The sequence below is a fragment of the Tardiphaga sp. vice154 genome (assembly GCF_007018645.1).
Classification (GTDB): Bacteria; Pseudomonadota; Alphaproteobacteria; order Rhizobiales; family Xanthobacteraceae; genus Tardiphaga.
The window spans coordinates 3,204,157-3,221,789 of the sequence record NZ_CP041399.1; the positions used below are offsets into that span (position 1 = coordinate 3,204,157).

Consider the following 17,633-nt stretch of genomic DNA (forward strand, 5'->3'; position numbering starts at 1 on the left):
CGGGCGCGCGACCCTAGCCTGACGGCGGTGACAAATACCAGCCACCGATACGCACAGCCGCGTGATAGCGGCGCAAGCCATCACGAATAAAGGATCAGTGCGAGGACAGGCCGGGCGCGCCGGTTTCCGGCTGGATTTCGGCCGCCATCATGCCCTTGGAACCGGGCCCGAAGCGCACCAGCACATATTGGCCGGGACGCAACTCGGTCATGCCGAAACGGCGCAGCGTCTCCATGTGGACGAAGATGTCCGGGGTGCCCTCACCGCACGACAGGAAGCCGAAACCGCGCAGCCGGTTGAACCATTTCACCTGCGCCCGCTCCAGCCCGCTGGTCGGTGTCACGCTGACATGGGTGCGCGCCGGCAGCATCTGCGCCGGATGGATCGCGGTCGACTCGTCCATCGAGACGATGCGGAAGGCCTGATAGCCCTTCGCCCGCTGCACGCATTCGACCACCAGTCGCGCGCCTTCATAGGCGGTCTGGTAGCCGTCGCGGCGGAGCACCGTGACATGCAGCAGCACGTCGGCAGCGCCATTGTCCGGGATGATGAAGCCGTATCCCTTGGAGGCATCGAACCATTTGATCACGCCGCTGATCTCGACCAGATCCGCCGCCGCACCGTCGCCCAGGCCCACAAACGGGTCCAGCGCATGACGGTCATCAGTCGCGTTAAATTCTGTCGGCGACGTCCTGGATGAACCGGTAAAACCCGGTATCATGCCCTCCGACCCTTTGGACTCAAATCCGTCCGACCCCATGACCCCGGATCCCACAATGATGTGCGGGCTGTCTGATATGACAGCGCCCCCGCGTGCCCATCGATGACAATTCATGATGACGCGTCGCGAATCTCGCAGCCGAAGATAACACTGTCGGTTGCCCGGCAAAGACAAAAAACGAACGCGGCTATGAACAACCTTGCACGATGACGAATCAGCGCGATTCAATTACCTACGAACGGTCCCAGCGTTTCACCGATGTCGAAGCGGAGCACGAGATCGGCGTGCTCGTCCTGATCGGTCGGCTCGTTGTTGATGATGACCACCCTGGCGCCAAAGCGCTTCGCCAATAGCGGAAATCCTGCCGCCGGCCAGACCACCAGCGAGGATCCGATCGCCAGAAACAGGTCGCAGCGTTCCGACAAGTCGGCCGCGCGCTGCATTTCATCTTCCGGCATCTGCTGGCCGAACGAAATCGTCGCGGTCTTCACCGGCTCGCCGCACCGCGTGCAGTCTGGCGCATGCCCGCTGGCATCGAATTCGCTCTTCACCCATGCCAGTTCGTAACGCTTCGTGCAGCCGATGCAGCCGGCATAGGTCGTGTTGCCGTGCAGTTCGATGACGTCGGCGGGTTTGATACCAGAGGCCTGGTGCAGATTGTCGATGTTCTGGGTGATGAGGCCGGGGATCTTGCCGGCCTTGTACAGCGCCGCCAGCGCGCGGTGCCCGCGCGTCGGCGTGGCTGCGGCGAAGGTGGCTTCCATCGCAAAGCGACGCCGCCACGCTTCGTCGCGGGCGTCCTGGCTGGCGACGAATTCATCGAACGGGATCGGCCGGTTGCTGGTCCACAGCCCGCCGGGCGAGCGAAAGTCGGGAATGCCGCTTTCGGTGGAGATTCCCGCCCCCGTGAACGGCACGATGGTCGATGCCTGCGCGATCATGTCGCCAAGCCGTTCGACGCCGCTGCGCAGGTCCGCTGCTATCATCGGGAAATCCGTTGGCTGTTGGACGGTGTTAACGCGCAGCGCCGCCGGCGGGTGTCACCGGCCGCGTATCGGGCGTCAGGCCGCGTCCGGAACGCCCCTGGACGGCTCGTCCTTGCCGCCATCGTCCTTCTTCGGCTTCGCCACCGGCGTGGCCTGCGACTTCTTCACCGACTTGCCGTATTGCGCCAGCTTTTCGAGCTCGGCTTCCAGCTCGGCCTGCCGGGCCGCCACCTTCTCCGCCAGCTTGTCGCTGGCCTGATCACGCAACGTCGCGAGCTCTTCGATGCTCAACTGATCCAGATCGATTTTGGCCATGATGTTCTCCCTTTGTCTTGGGCTAACGGCAAGCCGCCTGCGCCGCAAGCCCCAAGGCAAAGCCGAGGCAGGTGCAGCTGCAATTATCCACGCCGGGGGTTTTGGATTGACGTCCGGATGTCGATTCGCTGAAATGCAGCCAGGGCTTGAGGTGAGCAGCATGCCATCGTGGATGGAAGAACGTGACCGGTTGATGGCGCAGACCCAGGCATTCGTGCAGCAGGTCGCCGCAGCGCATCCGCAGGTTCCGACCTCGGGGGATATCGAAAGACTGCTACGGGACAGGGTTAAGCCGATCGCCGCAGCCGCAGCGCCGGCGGAGAAGTTGACCGTGGCGCCGGCAACGGACGCTGGTTCGACGCCGGTGCCGATTGCAACCGCAGCGCCGCCGGCGGTCCGACGGCCGCCAGCTTCCGAGCGGACCGACATCCAGCAACGGGTGGCGGCGTTCCGCGCCCGCCAGGCCCGGATGAACGCGGAGCGCGAAGCCTATTACGAAACCATGCAGGCAAAAATTCGCCGCGGCCTCGGGAACGAACCTGGCAGCGGCCGGTTGTAAGGCCGGAGCAGTCTTCCCCCAATGCTCTAACTTCAGAAAGCCCCGTCCTCCCCCGGCGGGGCTTTCGCTTTTGCGCTATTTGCCGAGATGCCGGCGCACCGCTGCGACCGACGGGCCGACTTCTTCAATGGCTGCGCTCAAATCCTGCGATGACACGCTGAGCCGGTACGCCCAGTAATCGCGCTGCGAGGCATCGGCGGAATCGATCACCTGCGCCGGCTGCACGCCACGCATGGACGCCAAGACAGTGGATACGGGCACCAGCAGGATCATCACGGCAGGATAACAACGCTGCGCCGCCCGCCAAGCCCGCGGTCGCTCAATGCTTAAAGGCGAATTGGCCGAATGCTTCGAATGCCGTCTAACGGTCGGCGTCGATGGACGCCTGGATGGCGCCGATCGGGATGCAGATTTTCTTGCGGCGAAGGCCGCGGATCGCGCCGGTCACCTTAAGGACCTGGCCGATCGAACATGAACCATCCTGGACCAGCGCGACCTCATAGGGCGCCAGCAAAAACGGTTCCGAACTCCGAATAGTCTGCCCCAGCGACGGCGTCGCCACGAGCCAACATCCCGCAACACCCAACAGCCACGTACGCATCACCAATCCCCAACACCCGGCAGCATCTTATAACTGCCCACTCGTTAAGGTTTCGCTCCCGGATTTTCTGCATGACGCCATGCGCCAGCTTGCGAGAATGATGGCCGATCGGCGCGCAATTGCCAAAGCAAAGTTGCGCGTGAGCGTCGTCCTTTCTCGTTTTCAGAGCGTGTGCTGCTTGTGTCCGCATTCCTTGCAGACATAATCGACGCGGGCGACGCCCTTGGGCGCTGTCACCTTGTTCGGCGCGCCGCACTTGCCGCACACCGCCATGATGCGGGTGTCACCCTGCTTCACGACCAGCTTCTTGCGCTCCATCGTCTCGCGGATCAGCCGCTCGGCTTCCGCGCGCATCGCCTGCTTGTCCATGCCGTCCCCCTGCACCCAATGGGGCCCGCCCCGATCGCCCGTCTATAACCGATCGGCACGGCGAGATTCAAACGCTGTGCGCAATCGCCCATCGAATTCGCCAGGCTGTGCGCCATTCGCCACGCCCCGGCCCGGCGCTTTCGTCAGCGAAGATAAGACGTCGGATCGACTTCAATGTGGCGGGAAAACGCGCGGCTTGAGATGGACAGACGTCCGGATATTGACTAGAACAAAGTAAGAACATCGGTGATGAAATGTCATTCGGTCTTCATCGGACCTCCTGCTTTGGCGGGGCATAGTTACGGCGCACAAAGGAGAGCGAAATGGATTTGCAGGCGCGCATCGAACTGTGGAAGAGCATCGACCCGGATCCGGAATTTTGCCGCCGAGCAGAACGGGAGATGCTGATGCTGTCATCTCCCGACGAAAATTGGATCACCGAGCGCATGCGGGACTTCGACCAGGCTCTCGAACTGGTCGCTGCCGGCTGAGACGCGTTCGACAACGGCCCTCGCTAATCGGACATTCGCCTTCCGGGTGAGATAGAACCCGCTCCACGATCGTGGGGCGGGTTTTTGTTGGGCCTGCTACCGACCAGACCAGCGTTCACTGCGCTTCCGAACCCGGAGCTTGCGCCTTTGATCGGGCGTGAGCGGATCGCCTCCGCATTGTCCACCGCCCGCCATCGTCTCGGCAGATTGGCGCCGCATTCGGCTTCAATCTAGAGCGATGTGAATCAGTTCGGGAATTTGAGATGGACGAAGACAGGATTTCGGCCGATCGCGCGGCGATCGAGCAGCGCATCGCGATGTTCCGTGAGACCCAGGCCAAGTTCCAGCGCGAGCGCGACGATTACTACGACGTCACGATTGAGAAAGTTCGAGCCACCGACTGGAACGAATTCGCCACCCCTCGCGATCCTGAGTGAGTTTGCCTGCAATGGCGGGTTGAGACGCGGGCGTGACGTGTGCGCATCGAAAAACGCCCGGGGCGATGCCCCGGGCGTTTGCGAATGGTTTTACCAATAGCCGTAGGGCCGATGATAGCGCGGACCGTAATAGGCATACGGCCGGGGGGCGTAGCCATAATAGGCCGGACGGTAGTAGCGACGGGGGGCGTAATATGGACGGTAGCCGTAGCCGTACGGGCCATAGGCGCCATACGCCCCGGCAGCCAGCGCGCCAGCGGCGATGCCAAACCCGATGGCCGGCCCCGGCCCCCACCCGCGACCGCGGGCTTCTGCGGGCGCGGCCATCACGGTGGCGCCCAGCGTCGCCACGGTCGCCATCATCAAGACTGTCTTTTTCAGGAACATCGCGATCTCCTATTTCGTACCCCTGCCGATAACGCGAACGAAATTTGATGGTTTCCGCGGCCGTCAAATTTCAGATGGGGTTCCATGTTCGCAAGGCGTTCGCTGTACTCGCGTTAACAATGCATTAGCCATGAGCGACTCGATGAGGGAACGAGGCACGTAAACGACCATTTTCCCGGCAATGCTTTAAGCCCTCCGCGTCGTCCGAGCGACGCACCGCCAAGTGGAGTTTAGCGTGATTAAGCACATCCAGAAGATCGACGGCATCATCGACGAATTGCTTGTCCAGCTCGGCGAAATGGTAAAGCGACTGTCGCATCCGGATGTGACCCGCAGCAGAGATGAACGCGCCGCACTCGCACGCTCGGTGCGCCAGTTTTCGGTCTGCGCCGCCACTTCAAAGGATCCTCGCGTGCTCAGCCTGGCGGACGACCTGGAGCAGTCGATCAAGCCCCGGCTGCGTCTGGTAGCAAGTCGCAACTGAACAAAGCGGGCAATGCGCAGCCGTGCACTGTCGCGGCAAATCTTCGTGCGAGACGGCAGGCATCGCATTGCTCTCGACCCGAGATCCGGATATATGTAGCATATTATTCTCGAACATTTTTGAGCCGGCGGTTTGCCGGGACGTCACGCGAAACTCCGACGTCGCCTGCGCGTAGCTTTTTCATCGCCCATGATTTTGATCAGACCATGCTCCCTGCCTTCAACGAACAACTGGCGATCCAGGCCAAGCTCAACATGCTGTTGGGGGCCGAGGCATATGACGCGCTGTTTCTCGGCTTCGAGTGCGGGGTGATCTTTGAAGACGTCGTCCACGTCTATGTGCCCAGTGCCGACGCGGCCATCGCGATCAGTATAGCCTATCCGAAACAGGTCGCGCAGGCGGTGGCCGGCGTGATGAAACTGCCGATCAGCGACGTGCATGTGCTGCCGCGGAATTATTCCGACGTATGATGCGTCGGTTTCAACGGGCCGGCGACGGCGATCCGGCCGTCCGCACGATCCGGTCTGCCTTCTGCAACACGTAGGTGTTGTCCGGCTGCGGGCGAGCGAAGAAGCTGAACAGCACGAAAGCTGCGCAGAACAGGCCTCCAACAATCATCACGCGGCGATGGGTCTGCTTGTCGGCATTATGAAACGAACTGGACATGATGCACCTCGCCCGACGAAGCCTACCGCTTGCGTGCGGGCGAGCAATCGGACTCGTGCTTTAACCTAAGTTTTAAAGGTTATCGGGCCTGCGCAATTGCGCTAACATGTTGGCGTTCGATGACATCCGACCGGCGACACGGCACCGGCGCGCGCTGCGGTTCGCCATGTGGTTGAAGGCGGCCCGGACGAGTCGCGACGCGATCGCTGCGGTTTCAAGGCGGTACCCTGTGGCACAGCCATTTCGTTTTCTGAACCGTCCCCGTTGTCCACAGCCGGTTTCGGTTGACGGCGACTCGCGACGCAGATTCTATGCAGCCAGAAACGGAGCCATCCATGTCCGACCGCCACCTGCTGCACGAATTCATGACGGGCAAATCGCACGCCCAGTTCGCCCGAGGCGAGCGCCGGATTCAGGCTTTCATTCAGTTCGGCATCTGCGCGATGGTGGTGGTGGCGATCGGACTGTTCTTCATCTGAGTTCGCAAGTGCGGTCGCGCCAGCATCGTGCGGCCTGCGACGGACTTGCAACACCGCTCCCCGGTGCACCACCTGCCCCTGCCCGTCGCGATCTGCTATGCAGCGCTGACAACCCCGAACCATCCGGAGCCTTCACATGCGCTATCTGCACACCATGCTTCGCGTCCGTAATCTCGACGTGGCGCTGAAATTCTATGCCGAGGCGCTCGGTCTCAAGGAAGTCCGACGCATCGACAACGACAAGGCCAGATTCACGCTGCTGTTTCTGTGCGCCGCAGACGATGAGGCGCTGCTGGCCAGGGCCGAGGGCCGCGGCGCGCCGCTGGTCGAACTGACCTGGAACTGGGACGAGGAGAAATACGGCGAGGACCGCTTCTTCGGTCACCTCGCCTATGAGGTCGATGATATCTACGCGACCTGCGAGCGGCTGATGAAGCTCGGCATCACCATCAACCGCCCGCCGCGCGACGGCGAGATGGCCTTCATCCGCTCGCCCGATCTGCATTCGATCGAACTGCTGCAAAAGGGCAAGGCGCGGCCGCCGCAGGAACCCTGGATGTCGATGGCCAACACCGGCCACTGGTAGGAAAACCTCTATCACCCACGGGAACCCGAAGCGAGCTGTCGCGTTCATGATGAGAACTCAATCATGGAGACGACGATGGGACGCGGACTTTTATTGTGGCTGATCGGTGTGCCGATTCCGGTGATTATTCTGTTGTGGCTGTTCTTCGGTCGCTGATTCCTTGCTGACGCCGTCGATCATCAGGCCCCGCTCGCGCGGGGCCTGATTCTTTTGGGGGGATGGCACGACGGCTTGCGAACAGCGACGATGGATGGCACCACCCGTTCAATCATGCTGTTGCGAGGACTGTCATGCCAACCGCTCTATCCCCTGCGTTGCAGATCTGGGGCCGCGCCAACTCGGTCAACGTGCAGAAAGTGCTGTGGTGCTGCCGCGAATGCGACGCCGGCTTCACGCGGACCGACGCCGGCATGCAATATGGCCGCACCACGGATTCCGACTATCTGGCGATGAACCCGAACGGACGCATTCCCACCCTGGTCGATGGCGATTTCGTGCTGTGGGAATCTAACGCGATCATGCGCTACATCGTGCTGACCCATCCCGACACCAGCCCCGCCGCTCTTTATCCGACCCAGCCCAGGACCCGCGCGCGCATCGAGCGTTGGCTGGACTGGACCCTGTCGACACTGCAGCCGATCGAGCGACCGCTGTTCTGGGGACTGGTGCGAACGCCGCCCGCCGAACGCGACCTCGGCGCGATGCAGCAGGCGGCCGACGCCGCCGCCGTGCAGTGGCGGATCGTCGATCGTCAGTTGGCCACCGGCGACTTTATCGAAGGCGCAGGCCTCAGCCTCGCCGACGTCGCGATCGGGACCTATGCGCGGCGCTGGTTCGGCGTCGAGGGGGTCACGCGGCCGGCACTGCCGCATCTCGATCGCTGGTTTGCGCTGATTTCCGCCCGCCCCGGCTTTCAGGAATTCGTCGCGCCACCGATGTCATGACGCTGCTTCCGCTACGGCAGGCCGCGTTCGAACAGCAGGACCGCGGCTATCACGGCCAGCGTGACGGCGGCGACGGCGAGTTTGGCCGTCCAGCCGATACCGCGGCCGATCCACCACAACAGCGCGCAGCCCATCAAGACCGGAATGAGAATGTCGGGGTTCACGCGGCGTGACCTAGACGACGAAGCGGACGCCGAGCGTCTTGCCGCGGCGCCATACCACTTCGCAGTCACGCCCGGTGCGCGCATCACGGGCAAACGCCAGTCGCAACTTCGAGCTGGTTATCGCGGACGGGTCTTCGAGCACGATCTTGGCGCCTGTCGCGGAAAGATCCAGCACCTTGCACTGGCGAGCCGCGAATCCGCCATCCAGCGTGATCCAGCCCTCCTGCTGCACCGAGCGCCGCACATCCCGCTTCTTCGTGACCGCCATCTTGCCTCTCCGCGGCGCCAAAGCCGATCCGCTTTTAGCAGAACCACCGCGATGCAGCGAAAAAATGTCAGCCATGCTGCGGCGGAGTAAAATCACCGTCGCAGACCGCTTGCTCCCCCGCACAAACGCCACTATACGTTCGGCCGCTGTTGCCAAACCCCTCCACCCGGTTCGGCCACGGCCCGCAGGCAGACTGGCTTCCAGGCTTTGATGTTGCGGTATTATTCGTGATAACCTCGCGAATGGCGGCCTTGGCGATTCTCTCGGATTGCCGGACGGTCACCCTTTGCTCCCTTCGTCTATCGGTTAGGACGCCACCCTTTCACGGTGGAGAGAGCGGTTCGATTCCGCTAGGGAGCACCACCAAACTTTCATGGTGGTGTTTTCAATAGGCTTTCCAACAGTTACCCAAACTTGAACGACGGGGTTGGTGACGGCTTGTTTCGGTTCTTTTCCAGATCGATGCGACCTCGCGGCAGCTTTGACAGCTCGCGGCAGCTTTGACAGGGGGAATAGCGCTCAGGAAAACCGCTGCGCTCAAAGGCTGGGCGGCGTTTATCGGCCGACTTTCACAACCCTTAGCCGATCAATTTCAGCTGCAACGATCTCTCGGTGAGCGATACCTGGCAGCACCACTTCGTGCTCCACCACCTGCGACAGGATCGGACAGAACTCCGGCTGATCTGACCATTGGGTGCCCGATAGTTCCGGACAGGCCGGATTCAGAATTTCCCAATCATTCCCGTTACTGGAGCGGGCTATCGTTTTACATCTCGGACAACATGTTTGCATTGCCGTTTAATAAGCCGCCAAATCGATTTTATCTAGTGAGAAAGACAAGCCAACGTCTCCCGCCAGATTTGGTGCACCGGCCTGAGGCCCCACCGCCTGATCCGTATTGGGCATCAGGGCGTTGTTGGGGGGGGGACCGCGCTGAAAAGTATTGAAATACAATGCAGTGAGATTTCCCCAACCCGCTAATCACGTCGTTGATTGATATAGAAAGCATACCTCCGCTAAGAAGAATCATTTTCCCTGCCACTGTTGTCTCGTGTCTTGATCCGCCCTGCCCCGGCGCGGCTCTGTCGCCTGAATTGGCAGCCGGCTACGCGTGGCAATGCGACCTCCGCGGTGACGGCCGCCGGAACGCAACCGTTGTCTTTCGTCCATCCGGCGATATAATGCCGAGCGGCGTTCGGAACTATCGTTCACATTTGGACTTCACCTCCAATGATCGATGTCACATCCAGACAACCTGCCGGCCGCGCTCCTGAATACCGAAGCGGCGCGTGGCGAATCGGCACACAACCCATCGCCATCACCGCCGCCGTGCTGGTATTGCTGGTGGCGGGCGTTGCGAGCGTGGCGATCTGGCGCGGCTATGCGGGGGCACCCGAGCAGGACCGCGTCGTCACCGCTCGCGTCAACCAGGCCCGCGTCGCCCAGGCATCCGAACAATTGGTCGAAAAGACCAAGGGCCTCGAGGAAACCCAGCAGCAATCGATCGACCAGTTACAGCTGGTACAGGACCAGTTGCAGGTCATGACGAGATTGCTGACGGCGCAGCAATCCGAGACTCGCAAATTGAACGAACAGGTCGGTATGCTCACCAGCACGCTGGATAATCTGAGGCAATCCTTTGCGGCGATCCCGCCGGAAGCAAGCCAGCCTGAGGCCCGCGAACGGCCGCGCGCCAGAGCTCGCGGACCGGTTGCCAAGGGCCGCCAGAAAGCAACCGCACAACGCAAGCGCAACACGCGTAGTTAGATCGACCGCCGCGATCGTCGAGCACGACGACTGCGCGCTTTGATCCTTCGTCCTTCGTCAAATTCCGCTTGTCCGCGCGGGCCAGAAGCCTACGCTGCCGTGTCGGATGCTGCCCGCATCGTTCAGATGCCGGTCATCCCTCCCAAAGGGAGCGACACATGAAACACGCGACACTCGAAAACCACGATGCCCAGATCAGCCAGAAGCACGGCGCCACGACGCTGGCCACGTTGCGCAAGATCTACGGCAAGTTTTTCGCCGCCGGCCTGCTCGATACGGCGACGCTGGACGAGGTGCTGCCAAAGCTGAACGAGACCTCGCTGAGCCAGCTCCGTCGCGACTACGAGACCGGCCACCTCAACAAGAAGATATCCAAAGCGACACCTCCAGCAACATAGTCTCCCGCAAAAAATCTCTCTTGCATCGAACGCGGTTTCCGGGCGGCGCGACCAATTCCTGAAGCCGGCGGGATGCCTCGTCGGCGGCGAGGCCGGCGCCTCGTCGATCGGGAGGGACCGTCATGAGCGATTTCGCTTCCACCGCCAAACTGGCTCTTGCGAGCGCCCTCCTGCTGGGCGCGATGACGACATTCAGCCACGCCTACAGCGCAGAGCAGCAACGTCTATGCACCGGCGACGCCATGCGGCTTTGCAGTTCGGAAATTCCCTCGATCGACCGCATCACCGCCTGCATGGTGCAAAAGCGGGCATCGCTCAGTGCCGGCTGCAAGTCGGTGTTTCAGATTCCGACCACCGGTCGGTCGTCGATCCTGGCGGCGAGCACAGAGCCGTAACGCGCCGTCAGCGGCGGCGCGCCACGGCCACGCCGAGCAGGAACGCAACCAGCAGCGAGCCAAGCGGTGCTTCGCGGGCGATATTGGCAAGGATGCTCAGCGGCATGCCCGGCTTCTTGCCGGTTTCGATGGCGTCGCCGATCCGGTGCACGGTCTCCTTCACGGTGTCGGACACTTCGGCGAGGGTCGATTTCGGCTCGGGCACGGGATCGACGCCTTCGTAGATGTAGGGAGGGGTCGTGGCGTCGTTCGTCATGGCTGTCTCTCGCATTAGAGGTTCGAAGCCCAATCGGCCGGACGGCAAATGGTTCCCTGCCCTTCGAGCTAGGTGCGGTGTCGCATCCTTCAATGCCGACTATACTTGTTCGCGCATGTACCTGCTCGAATCGCTTCCCACCGTCATCGGCTTTGCCGCCGTGGCGCCAGCGCTGCTGGCGCTATGGCTGGTGATTGCCGCCGACGAGCGGCCGCGATCGCCGGCGCTGGTATGGGCCGCCTTCGGGCTCGGCGCGGCCAGTATCTCGATCCTGGGCTACGCCCGGGCCCTGTTCGCCGGCATCAGCGGCATGACCGACGATCCCGCGCTGGCCCTGCTGCTGCACGCCGTATTCGGGATCGCGGCCCCCGAGGAGACCGTCAAGATCGCCGTGATCCTGCTGGTCGCCAGCCGGCAGCGCCGCGCCGCCGACCCAATGGACGCCGTGGTCTACGGCGCCGCCGCAGGCCTCGGCTTCGCAGCCTACGAGAACCTCGTCTACCTCCTGCAATATCCCGAGATGTGGCGTTCGCTGGCGGTGCTGCGCAGCGTGCTGACGGTGCCGTTCCACGGCGCGCTCGGTATCATTGCCGGCGCCTATATCGGGATCGCCCGTGCCGGGCACGCGCTCGGCGCGCGCCGCCGCGATCGCCTGGCTTATTTTCGCAGCAGCGCACTGATCGTGCTGGCGCCATGGACGCTGCACGCCGCCTTCGACCTGCCGCTATTGGTGCTGCAGCAGAATCCGGAATTTGTCGGCCTGACCCGTCGGGCACTGGAGGGCGCCGGCATGATCGTCGGCTTCGGCACCATCGCCCTGGCGGCACGTCTGCTGCGCCGGATCGGTAACCACCATGCGACGCAAGGCGATGCGTCACGGCACCCGCTGCGGGTGACCTGGGCGCTGCTGATCGCCGGCGGCATTGCGGGCTTCGCCGGCACTTCGTTCCTGCTGTCGTCGCTGCGGCACTGGCTCAGCGAGCCCGACCGCAGCGTGACGATGCTGCTGGTGCCGCTCGGGCTGGCCTCGATCGGCTTAGGCCTCGTCCTGCTGCTGCTGGCGAGCGCCGCCTATGTGCTCGGCCGCGATCGGCTGCGCATCTTTCGATCCGCGCCGTGAAGTAATCTTTAATACGTCGCTGCGGCACGGTATATTATCCGCTTGTCCGGCACATCGTGGACGCCATCAGGAATTTTTCCATGACACTCCCCCCCGATCTCGACGCCCTGCAATCGAAGATGAGCGGCGCGGTGCGCGCGCACTGGAAGGCGTTCCTCATCGAGGGCATCGTGCTGGTCATTCTCGGCCTCGCCGCAATCCTGGTGCCGCCGATCGCCGGCATCGCCATCACCGTCATACTGGGCTGGATGTTCCTGATCTCCGGCGCGGCGGGCCTGGCCATGACGTTCTGGGCGCGCTCGTCGCCGGGTTTCTGGTGGTCGCTGGCTTCCGCAGTGCTCGGCATCGGCGCCGGCATGATCCTGCTGGCCAAGCCGGTGCAGGGCCTTTTGACGCTGACGCTGGTGGTCGGCGCCTACTTCATCGCCGAAGGTGTCACCACCATCATGTATGCGCTGCAGCACCGCCAGAAGCTGTCCGATCGCTGGAGCTGGATGGCGTTCTCCGGCGCAATGGATCTCTTAATCGCCTTCTTCATCATCTCCGGCCTGCCGGGCTCCGCGGAATGGGCGATCGGCCTGCTGGTCGGCATCAACATGGTGATCGGCGGCTCCTCGCTGATCGGCCTGGCGCTGGCCGCCCGCAACAAGGCGTGAGATCGTAGCCCGGATGACAATCCGGGGCCGGCGTTTCCCAACATCTGCTTTCCCGGATTTCGTCACCACGCCTGCGGCGCGCTGACTTCATCCGGGCTACGCCAGAAAAAAGGCGCCCGACCGGGCGCCTTTTCGCATTCTATGTCGCGATCGCTTACTTGGCGGCCGGATTGGCCGGCGCGGCGCCGGCGGGCGGGGTCGCTTCCAGCTTGGCGCGGGCTTCGGCCGCGCGCTTCTGCAATTCTTCCTGCAGCTTCTTCTGGGTTTCCTCGAACACCTTCGGATCGGTCGGCGGACCGTCATAGGCCTTGGCGAATTCCGCCAGCGGCAGCGGCAGCGTCAGCGGCGCGCCGTTCGAATTGATCGCCTGCACGATCAGGTTCTGGCCCTTCTTCAGATTGGCCAGCAATTCCGGGGTGACTTCGTAGTCCGACATGCAGCCATTGGCGAAACAGATCACGTACGGGCTCTGCGCCGGCGCGTTGGCGTCGATGATGACGCGGGTGCCGTGCACGAGTTGCATGCCGAGCGGCAGCGTCACGCGCAGGATCTTCTTCGGCTCGCCTTCAGGTTCGATGATGACCGCGGCAATCACCGGCTGGCCGGATTCGATGCGGCCGTCCTTGCCGGTAAAGCAGACCTGCTTGGCATTGGCGTCCTGGCCCTTGAGGCAGAACTTGGTCCAGGGCGCATAGATCAACTGCACCTGTTGCTCGGGGGTCGCGGGCGCGGCGGGCGCCTGGGCGGCGGGGGCCGGTGCGCCCTTGGGGGCGGCTTTCGGGGCCACTTTCGGGGCCGCCTTGGGAGCCGTGGCAGGCGGCGCGCCGGGCGCGGGCGCCTGGGCGAAAGCGTCGGGGGCCGGCACGGTCGCCGTCAGCGCGGTCGCCGCCAGCATGGCGAAAACCCGCCGGCGCGGCAACACCGACGCAGCCAAGACACGGAAATTCATTGCGGAAAACCCTTTCTGAACGGTGGCGCCCGAATCCCGGAGGCGGGGCTTCATCTGACCCGTTGGCGGGTGTCTCGTTGCCAATTAAGGCAGATACGTGACCGGCCGCGCCGTCCTCGTCAATTGCACGCCTTCAATACAGCGGCGGGCGAAAAGATCAATGGCGACAACCGCATTTGCTGCATGACGGGGCCTGATTGATAGCAGCCATGCTAGAGTTCGGAAGTGAGCTGTCGCGAATCAAACCGGATCAAAGCTCAGGCGATTTGGCGCTGGCCGCGCGCGGCCGGCTTCGCTGTGGTTTGGTCCCTGCTGGCGGTCTGGACCATCGCACCACTGGCCGCCGAACCGCGCCACGCCATCGCGATGCACGGCGAACCGGCTCTGCCCGCAAACTTCACCGCGATGCCCTACGTCAATCCCGCAGCCCCCAAGGGCGGCCGGCTGGTCTACGGCGTGCACGGCACCTTCGACAGCCTCAACCCCTTCATCGTCCGCGGCCTCGCCGTGCCGCAGATGCGCGGCTTCGTGGTCGAGAGTCTGATGACGCGCGGCCAGAACGAGGCCTTTACGCTGTACGGCCTGCTCGCGCAGAGCGTCGAGACCGACGACGCGAGAAGCTTCGTCACCTTCCGACTCGACCCGCGCGCCACCTTCTCGGACGGCCGGCCGCTGACGGCCGACGACGTCGTCTTCTCCTGGGCCTTGCTGCGTGACAAGGGCCGGCCCAACCACCGGCAATATTATGCCAAGGTCGCGAAGGCCGAGGTGCTGGATGCGCGCACCGTGCGCTTCGACTTCGGCGGCCAGGGGGACCGCGAGCTGCCGCTGATCCTCGGCCTGATGCCGGTGCTGCCCAGGCACGCCATCAACGCCGAGACGTTCGAGGAAACCTCGATGGCCCCGCCTCTGGGGTCAGGGCCCTACCGCGTCAGCGCGGTGAAACCGGGAGCGACGGTGACGCTGACGCGCAACCCGGACTATTGGGGGCGCGACCTGCCGGTCAATCGGGGCTTATGGAATTTCGACGAGATCCGGCTCGATTATTTTCGCGAGGCCAATGGGCATTTCGAGGCGTTCAAGCGCGGGCTCTATGACTTTCGCGTCGAGTACGAACCGTTGCGCTGGCACGACGGTTACAACTTCGCCGCCGTGAAATCCGGCGAGGTGATCCGCGATGCCATCACCACCGGCCTGCCGAAGCCATCCGAATTCCTGGTGTTCAACACCCGGCGCCCGATCTTTGCCGACATCCGCGTGCGGCAGGCGATGACGCTTTTGTTCGATTTCGAATGGATCAACCGCAGCTATTTCTTCGGCCTCTATGCCCGCTCCGCCGGCTTCTTCCCGGGCTCTGAACTCTCCGCCTATGCGCGCCCGGCCGACGCGCGCGAGCGCGCTCTGCTGGAGCCCTATGCGGCGCAGATGCCGGCCGACATTCTCGACGGCCTCTATCGCCTGCCCGTCTCGGATGGCTCCGGTCGCGACCGCGAAACGTTGCGCCGCGCGCTCGAGCTGCTGGCGGAGACCGGCTTCGACCTCGACGACAACGTGCTGCGCAAGCGCGACAGCCGGGCGCCGTTCGCCTTCGAGATCCTGGTCACCAGCCGCGACCAGGAGCGCATCGCGCTGGCCTATGCCCGCGACCTCAAGCGGGCCGGCATCGCGATGAACGTGCGCGCGATCGACGCCGTGCAGTTCGACCAGCGCAAGCTTTCCTACGACTTCGACATGATCCAGAACCGCTGGGACCAGTCGCTGTCGCCCGGCAACGAGCAATCCTTCTACTGGGGCAGCGAGGCGGCCTCCCTGCCCGGCACCCGCAACTACATGGGCGCGAAGGACCCGGCGATCGACGCCCTGATCGCGACCATGCTGGTGACGCGCGACCGCGCGCCGTTCGTCGATGCGGTGCGCGCGCTCGACCGCGTGTTGATCGCCGGATTCTACGCCATACCGCTGTACCACGTTCGCGAACAATGGATTGCGCGATGGAATCGGATAGAACGGCCACAGGCATCGGCGCTAACGGGTTATCTCCCGGAGAGCTGGTGGACCCAAATTCCGGATCGGAAGTAACCCCGTGACAACAGCCCCGAACGCCGCCTCGCCGACCCTCGATGGCCTGTTCCAGCGCGTCCTCGTCCGCCAGCCGGAAGCGCTGGCGCTGATCGATCCCGCCGACAAGCTGCGCGTCACCGCGACGGCGCCGAAGCGACTGAGCTTCGCGCAGGCCGACCGCGCGATCGCCGCACTCACGGCGCACTTCATCGCCTACGGCCTGCCGGCCAATTCGGTGATCGCGGTGCAGATGCCGAACACCGTGGAATTCGTGCTGACGCTGCTGGCGGCGCACCGCGCCGGGCTGATTGTGGCCTTGCTGCCGCAGCTGTGGCGGCAGGCCGATCTCACCATCGCGCTGAACCGGGCGGGCGCGCGCGCCATCGTCACCTCCAGCAAGATCGACGGCGTGAGCCACGCCGATCTCGCCATGAACGCCGCCGCCGAAGCCTTCTCGATCCGCTATGTCGGCGGGTTCGGCACCGACCTGCCGGAAGGCATGGTCTCGCTCGACGAGGTGATGGCCTCCGATTTCACGCAGCCCGGCATCGTTCCCCCCGACGCGCGGCGCGCCGCGATCGTGACCTTCGACGTCACCGCCGACGGATTTCGCGCGGTACCGCGCTCGCATCTGCATCTGATCTCCGGCGGGCTCTCGGTATTTCTCGAAAGCGGCCTGCCGCAGAGCGCCACGCTGCTGTCGGCGACGCTGCCCTCATCCTTCGCCAGCCTCGCCTGCTCGCTAGTGCCGTGGCTTTTGTCCGGCGGCGTGCTGGCGCTGCACCATCCGTTTGATGCCGACGCGCTGGAGCGCGAGATCAACGCCGCGGCCTGCGACGTGCTGGTGGCACCGGCGCCGCTGGCGCAGAAGCTCGCGGAGGCTGGCCTGCTCGACCGCACGCCGACGCTGCGCCATGTGCTTGGCCTGTGGCGTGCGCCGGAACAGGTCGCCAGCAGCCCGGCCTGGACTCATCCGCAGGCGGACTTCACCGACCTCTATCTGTTCGGCGAAGCCGGCCTGTTCGGCGCCCATCGCGCCGCCGACGGCCTGCCCACCATCATCATGCCAGGAGCCCACGGCGCGCCGCGTGCATTGGCGAGTTCCTCGATCGCCGGCGAGATCCTGATCACGCCGAAGGGCACGCTCGGCCTGCGCGGCCCGATGGTCCCCGCGGTCGCTTATGCCTCGACGTCCGAATCCGGCAATTCGCTGCTCGCCGGCAAGGCCGTCGATTACGTCGATACCGGCTTTGCCGCGCGGCTCGATCGCTCCAGCGGCGCGCTGTGCATCACCGCACCGCCGACCGGCATCATGGCCGTCGGCGGATATCGCTTCCTGTCGCAGGATCTCAGCGAATGGGCCAAGCGGCTCGGTCCGCACGCCATGCTCACCGCGCTGCCCGACCGGCTCAGCGGCTATCGTCTCGCAGGCCGCGCCAGCGACAATTCACGGGCCCGCGACGCCTTCACGGAACTTGGCCTCAACCCATTGATGGTGGAAGCCTTTCGTGACCGCGCCGCGGCCGATTGAGCGCATTCCGCCAATTGAATTGACGCGACATTAACGACGCCCG

At 63.7% G+C, this 17,633-nt stretch carries 27 protein-coding genes and 1 tRNA gene; 16 read left to right on the forward strand and 12 right to left on the reverse strand.

Annotated features, from left to right (window positions below; genetic code table 11):
* Positions 1-94: 94 nt before the first annotated feature.
* The 3 genes from FIU28_RS14900 to FIU28_RS14910 form a co-directional block, all read right to left on the reverse strand.
* The gene (locus FIU28_RS14900; protein WP_143574021.1) at positions 95-760 is read right to left on the reverse strand and encodes a cold-shock protein; all 666 of its coding nucleotides are present in this window, start codon (positions 758-760) and stop codon (positions 95-97) included.
* Between the two features lie 185 nt (positions 761-945).
* Entirely contained in the window at positions 946-1,707 is a 762-nt protein-coding gene (locus tag FIU28_RS14905) for an SIR2 family NAD-dependent protein deacylase (RefSeq protein WP_143574022.1), read from the reverse strand.
* Between the two features lie 75 nt (positions 1,708-1,782).
* Positions 1,783-2,022, reverse strand: a complete 240-nt coding sequence (locus FIU28_RS14910; RefSeq protein WP_143574023.1) for a hypothetical protein — start codon at positions 2,020-2,022, stop codon at positions 1,783-1,785.
* On the opposite strand from FIU28_RS14910, the gene FIU28_RS14915 reads away from it, so the two are divergent.
* A complete protein-coding gene (locus FIU28_RS14915) occupies positions 2,021-2,581 on the forward strand; it encodes a hypothetical protein (protein ID WP_143574024.1) in 561 nt (186 codons plus the stop codon). The genes FIU28_RS14910 and FIU28_RS14915 overlap by 2 nt on opposite strands.
* 75 nt (positions 2,582-2,656) lie before the next feature.
* Here FIU28_RS14915 and FIU28_RS14920 read toward each other — a convergent pair whose 3' ends face one another.
* The 3 genes from FIU28_RS14920 to FIU28_RS14930 all read right to left on the reverse strand — a co-directional run bounded on the left by FIU28_RS14920 (position 2,657) and on the right by FIU28_RS14930 (position 3,551).
* Positions 2,657-2,854, reverse strand: coding sequence for a DUF3606 domain-containing protein (locus FIU28_RS14920; protein WP_143576205.1), 198 nt, complete (start codon positions 2,852-2,854; stop codon positions 2,657-2,659).
* 88 nt (positions 2,855-2,942) lie between these two features.
* Positions 2,943-3,143, reverse strand: coding sequence for a hypothetical protein (locus FIU28_RS14925; protein ID WP_143574025.1), 201 nt, complete (start codon positions 3,141-3,143; stop codon positions 2,943-2,945).
* 201 nt (positions 3,144-3,344) lie between these two features.
* Positions 3,345-3,551, reverse strand: a complete 207-nt coding sequence (locus tag FIU28_RS14930; protein ID WP_143574026.1) for a hypothetical protein — start codon at positions 3,549-3,551, stop codon at positions 3,345-3,347.
* A gap of 323 nt (positions 3,552-3,874) precedes the next feature.
* Here FIU28_RS14930 and FIU28_RS26465 point away from each other — a divergent pair, with 323 nt between their 5' ends.
* Complete coding sequence (locus FIU28_RS26465) at positions 3,875-4,042, forward strand: hypothetical protein (protein ID WP_168202957.1); 168 nt, start codon at positions 3,875-3,877, stop codon at positions 4,040-4,042.
* Between the two features lie 263 nt (positions 4,043-4,305).
* On the forward strand, positions 4,306-4,479 hold the full coding sequence (locus tag FIU28_RS26470; RefSeq protein WP_168202812.1) for a hypothetical protein: 174 nt from the start codon (positions 4,306-4,308) through the stop codon (positions 4,477-4,479).
* Positions 4,480-4,569: 90 nt separating this feature from the next.
* On the opposite strand, the gene FIU28_RS14935 is transcribed toward FIU28_RS26470, so the two are convergent.
* Positions 4,570-4,866, reverse strand: a complete 297-nt coding sequence (locus tag FIU28_RS14935; protein WP_441351234.1) for a hypothetical protein — start codon at positions 4,864-4,866, stop codon at positions 4,570-4,572.
* 235 nt (positions 4,867-5,101) lie between these two features.
* Between FIU28_RS14935 and FIU28_RS14940 the strand changes: the two genes are divergently transcribed.
* Both FIU28_RS14940 and FIU28_RS14945 read left to right on the forward strand, forming a co-directional pair.
* Complete coding sequence (locus FIU28_RS14940; RefSeq protein ID WP_368039312.1) at positions 5,102-5,350, forward strand: hypothetical protein; 249 nt, start codon at positions 5,102-5,104, stop codon at positions 5,348-5,350.
* A 206-nt stretch (positions 5,351-5,556) separates the two neighbouring features.
* Positions 5,557-5,820 carry a hypothetical protein gene (locus tag FIU28_RS14945; protein ID WP_143574027.1) on the forward strand — a complete coding sequence of 88 codons (264 nt, stop codon included), beginning with the start codon at positions 5,557-5,559 and terminating at the stop codon, positions 5,818-5,820.
* Positions 5,821-5,830: 10 nt separating this feature from the next.
* Here the strand turns inward: FIU28_RS14945 and FIU28_RS14950 are convergent, their stop codons facing one another.
* Positions 5,831-6,016, reverse strand: coding sequence for a hypothetical protein (locus FIU28_RS14950; protein ID WP_143574028.1), 186 nt, complete (start codon positions 6,014-6,016; stop codon positions 5,831-5,833).
* A 335-nt stretch (positions 6,017-6,351) separates the two neighbouring features.
* Here FIU28_RS14950 and FIU28_RS26475 point away from each other — a divergent pair, with 335 nt between their 5' ends.
* The 3 genes from FIU28_RS26475 (at position 6,352) to FIU28_RS14960 (ending at position 8,025) form a co-directional block, all read left to right on the forward strand.
* Positions 6,352-6,495, forward strand: coding sequence for a hypothetical protein (locus tag FIU28_RS26475; RefSeq protein ID WP_168202958.1), 144 nt, complete (start codon positions 6,352-6,354; stop codon positions 6,493-6,495).
* Between the two features lie 136 nt (positions 6,496-6,631).
* The gene (locus FIU28_RS14955) at positions 6,632-7,081 is read left to right on the forward strand and encodes a VOC family protein (RefSeq protein ID WP_143574029.1); all 450 of its coding nucleotides are present in this window, start codon (positions 6,632-6,634) and stop codon (positions 7,079-7,081) included.
* A 290-nt stretch (positions 7,082-7,371) separates the two neighbouring features.
* Positions 7,372-8,025, forward strand: a complete 654-nt coding sequence (locus FIU28_RS14960; protein WP_143574030.1) for a glutathione S-transferase family protein — start codon at positions 7,372-7,374, stop codon at positions 8,023-8,025.
* An 11-nt stretch (positions 8,026-8,036) separates the two neighbouring features.
* On the opposite strand, the gene FIU28_RS26480 is transcribed toward FIU28_RS14960, so the two are convergent.
* On the reverse strand, positions 8,037-8,189 hold the full coding sequence (locus FIU28_RS26480) for a hypothetical protein (RefSeq protein ID WP_168202813.1): 153 nt from the start codon (positions 8,187-8,189) through the stop codon (positions 8,037-8,039).
* 10 nt (positions 8,190-8,199) lie between these two features.
* Positions 8,200-8,457 carry a PilZ domain-containing protein gene (locus tag FIU28_RS14965; protein ID WP_143574031.1) on the reverse strand — a complete coding sequence of 86 codons (258 nt, stop codon included), beginning with the start codon at positions 8,455-8,457 and terminating at the stop codon, positions 8,200-8,202.
* A gap of 288 nt (positions 8,458-8,745) precedes the next feature.
* Between FIU28_RS14965 and FIU28_RS14970 the strand changes: the two genes are divergently transcribed.
* The 4 genes from FIU28_RS14970 to FIU28_RS14985 all read left to right on the forward strand — a co-directional run bounded on the left by FIU28_RS14970 (position 8,746) and on the right by FIU28_RS14985 (position 11,017).
* Positions 8,746-8,820 (forward strand) — tRNA-Glu (locus FIU28_RS14970).
* A gap of 867 nt (positions 8,821-9,687) precedes the next feature.
* The gene (locus FIU28_RS14975) at positions 9,688-10,224 is read left to right on the forward strand and encodes a hypothetical protein (protein WP_246660691.1); all 537 of its coding nucleotides are present in this window, start codon (positions 9,688-9,690) and stop codon (positions 10,222-10,224) included.
* A gap of 158 nt (positions 10,225-10,382) precedes the next feature.
* Positions 10,383-10,622: a hypothetical protein gene (locus FIU28_RS14980; RefSeq protein WP_143574032.1), complete on the forward strand. Its 240-nt coding sequence runs from the start codon at positions 10,383-10,385 to the stop codon at positions 10,620-10,622.
* 122 nt (positions 10,623-10,744) lie between these two features.
* Positions 10,745-11,017, forward strand: coding sequence for a hypothetical protein (locus FIU28_RS14985; RefSeq protein ID WP_143574033.1), 273 nt, complete (start codon positions 10,745-10,747; stop codon positions 11,015-11,017).
* Between the two features lie 7 nt (positions 11,018-11,024).
* Here the strand turns inward: FIU28_RS14985 and FIU28_RS14990 are convergent, their stop codons facing one another.
* Positions 11,025-11,273: a hypothetical protein gene (locus tag FIU28_RS14990; protein ID WP_143574034.1), complete on the reverse strand. Its 249-nt coding sequence runs from the start codon at positions 11,271-11,273 to the stop codon at positions 11,025-11,027.
* A 115-nt stretch (positions 11,274-11,388) separates the two neighbouring features.
* On the opposite strand from FIU28_RS14990, the gene FIU28_RS14995 reads away from it, so the two are divergent.
* Together FIU28_RS14995 and FIU28_RS15000 are read left to right on the forward strand one after the other, a co-directional pair.
* Entirely contained in the window at positions 11,389-12,393 is a 1,005-nt protein-coding gene (locus tag FIU28_RS14995; protein ID WP_143574035.1) for a PrsW family glutamic-type intramembrane protease, read from the forward strand.
* 80 nt (positions 12,394-12,473) lie between these two features.
* Entirely contained in the window at positions 12,474-13,049 is a 576-nt protein-coding gene (locus tag FIU28_RS15000) for an HdeD family acid-resistance protein (protein WP_143574036.1), read from the forward strand.
* Positions 13,050-13,203: 154 nt separating this feature from the next.
* Here the strand turns inward: FIU28_RS15000 and FIU28_RS15005 are convergent, their stop codons facing one another.
* Positions 13,204-13,998, reverse strand: a complete 795-nt coding sequence (locus FIU28_RS15005; protein ID WP_143574037.1) for an invasion associated locus B family protein — start codon at positions 13,996-13,998, stop codon at positions 13,204-13,206.
* A gap of 297 nt (positions 13,999-14,295) precedes the next feature.
* On the opposite strand from FIU28_RS15005, the gene FIU28_RS15010 reads away from it, so the two are divergent.
* Both FIU28_RS15010 and FIU28_RS15015 read left to right on the forward strand, forming a co-directional pair.
* Complete coding sequence (locus tag FIU28_RS15010) at positions 14,296-16,077, forward strand: extracellular solute-binding protein (RefSeq protein ID WP_246660692.1); 1,782 nt, start codon at positions 14,296-14,298, stop codon at positions 16,075-16,077.
* Positions 16,078-16,081: 4 nt separating this feature from the next.
* The gene (locus FIU28_RS15015) at positions 16,082-17,590 is read left to right on the forward strand and encodes a class I adenylate-forming enzyme family protein (RefSeq protein ID WP_143574038.1); all 1,509 of its coding nucleotides are present in this window, start codon (positions 16,082-16,084) and stop codon (positions 17,588-17,590) included.
* Positions 17,591-17,633 lie beyond the last annotated feature (43 nt).

What these genes read in the sequence shown, in the direction of transcription:
- FIU28_RS14900 (WP_143574021.1), bottom strand. Translation starts at nt 760, where the DNA reads ATGGGGTCGGACGGATTTGAGTCCAAAGGGTCGGAGGGCATGATACCG.
- FIU28_RS14905 (WP_143574022.1), bottom strand. Translation starts at nt 1,707, where the DNA reads ATGATAGCAGCGGACCTGCGCAGCGGCGTCGAACGGCTTGGCGACATG.
- FIU28_RS14915 (WP_143574024.1), top strand. Translation starts at nt 2,021, where the DNA reads ATGATGTTCTCCCTTTGTCTTGGGCTAACGGCAAGCCGCCTGCGCCGC.
- FIU28_RS14910 (WP_143574023.1), bottom strand. Translation starts at nt 2,022, where the DNA reads ATGGCCAAAATCGATCTGGATCAGTTGAGCATCGAAGAGCTCGCGACG.
- FIU28_RS14920 (WP_143576205.1), bottom strand. Translation starts at nt 2,854, where the DNA reads ATGATCCTGCTGGTGCCCGTATCCACTGTCTTGGCGTCCATGCGTGGC.
- FIU28_RS14930 (WP_143574026.1), bottom strand. Translation starts at nt 3,551, where the DNA reads ATGGACAAGCAGGCGATGCGCGCGGAAGCCGAGCGGCTGATCCGCGAG.
- FIU28_RS26465 (WP_168202957.1), top strand. Translation starts at nt 3,875, where the DNA reads ATGGATTTGCAGGCGCGCATCGAACTGTGGAAGAGCATCGACCCGGAT.
- FIU28_RS26470 (WP_168202812.1), top strand. Translation starts at nt 4,306, where the DNA reads ATGGACGAAGACAGGATTTCGGCCGATCGCGCGGCGATCGAGCAGCGC.
- FIU28_RS14935 (WP_441351234.1), bottom strand. Translation starts at nt 4,866, where the DNA reads ATGTTCCTGAAAAAGACAGTCTTGATGATGGCGACCGTGGCGACGCTG.
- FIU28_RS14945 (WP_143574027.1), top strand. Translation starts at nt 5,557, where the DNA reads ATGCTCCCTGCCTTCAACGAACAACTGGCGATCCAGGCCAAGCTCAAC.
- FIU28_RS14950 (WP_143574028.1), bottom strand. Translation starts at nt 6,016, where the DNA reads ATGTCCAGTTCGTTTCATAATGCCGACAAGCAGACCCATCGCCGCGTG.
- FIU28_RS26475 (WP_168202958.1), top strand. Translation starts at nt 6,352, where the DNA reads ATGTCCGACCGCCACCTGCTGCACGAATTCATGACGGGCAAATCGCAC.
- FIU28_RS14955 (WP_143574029.1), top strand. Translation starts at nt 6,632, where the DNA reads ATGCGCTATCTGCACACCATGCTTCGCGTCCGTAATCTCGACGTGGCG.
- FIU28_RS14960 (WP_143574030.1), top strand. Translation starts at nt 7,372, where the DNA reads ATGCCAACCGCTCTATCCCCTGCGTTGCAGATCTGGGGCCGCGCCAAC.
- FIU28_RS14965 (WP_143574031.1), bottom strand. Translation starts at nt 8,457, where the DNA reads ATGGCGGTCACGAAGAAGCGGGATGTGCGGCGCTCGGTGCAGCAGGAG.
- FIU28_RS14975 (WP_246660691.1), top strand. Translation starts at nt 9,688, where the DNA reads ATGATCGATGTCACATCCAGACAACCTGCCGGCCGCGCTCCTGAATAC.
- FIU28_RS14980 (WP_143574032.1), top strand. Translation starts at nt 10,383, where the DNA reads ATGAAACACGCGACACTCGAAAACCACGATGCCCAGATCAGCCAGAAG.
- FIU28_RS14985 (WP_143574033.1), top strand. Translation starts at nt 10,745, where the DNA reads ATGAGCGATTTCGCTTCCACCGCCAAACTGGCTCTTGCGAGCGCCCTC.
- FIU28_RS14990 (WP_143574034.1), bottom strand. Translation starts at nt 11,273, where the DNA reads ATGACGAACGACGCCACGACCCCTCCCTACATCTACGAAGGCGTCGAT.
- FIU28_RS14995 (WP_143574035.1), top strand. Translation starts at nt 11,389, where the DNA reads ATGTACCTGCTCGAATCGCTTCCCACCGTCATCGGCTTTGCCGCCGTG.
- FIU28_RS15000 (WP_143574036.1), top strand. Translation starts at nt 12,474, where the DNA reads ATGACACTCCCCCCCGATCTCGACGCCCTGCAATCGAAGATGAGCGGC.
- FIU28_RS15005 (WP_143574037.1), bottom strand. Translation starts at nt 13,998, where the DNA reads ATGAATTTCCGTGTCTTGGCTGCGTCGGTGTTGCCGCGCCGGCGGGTT.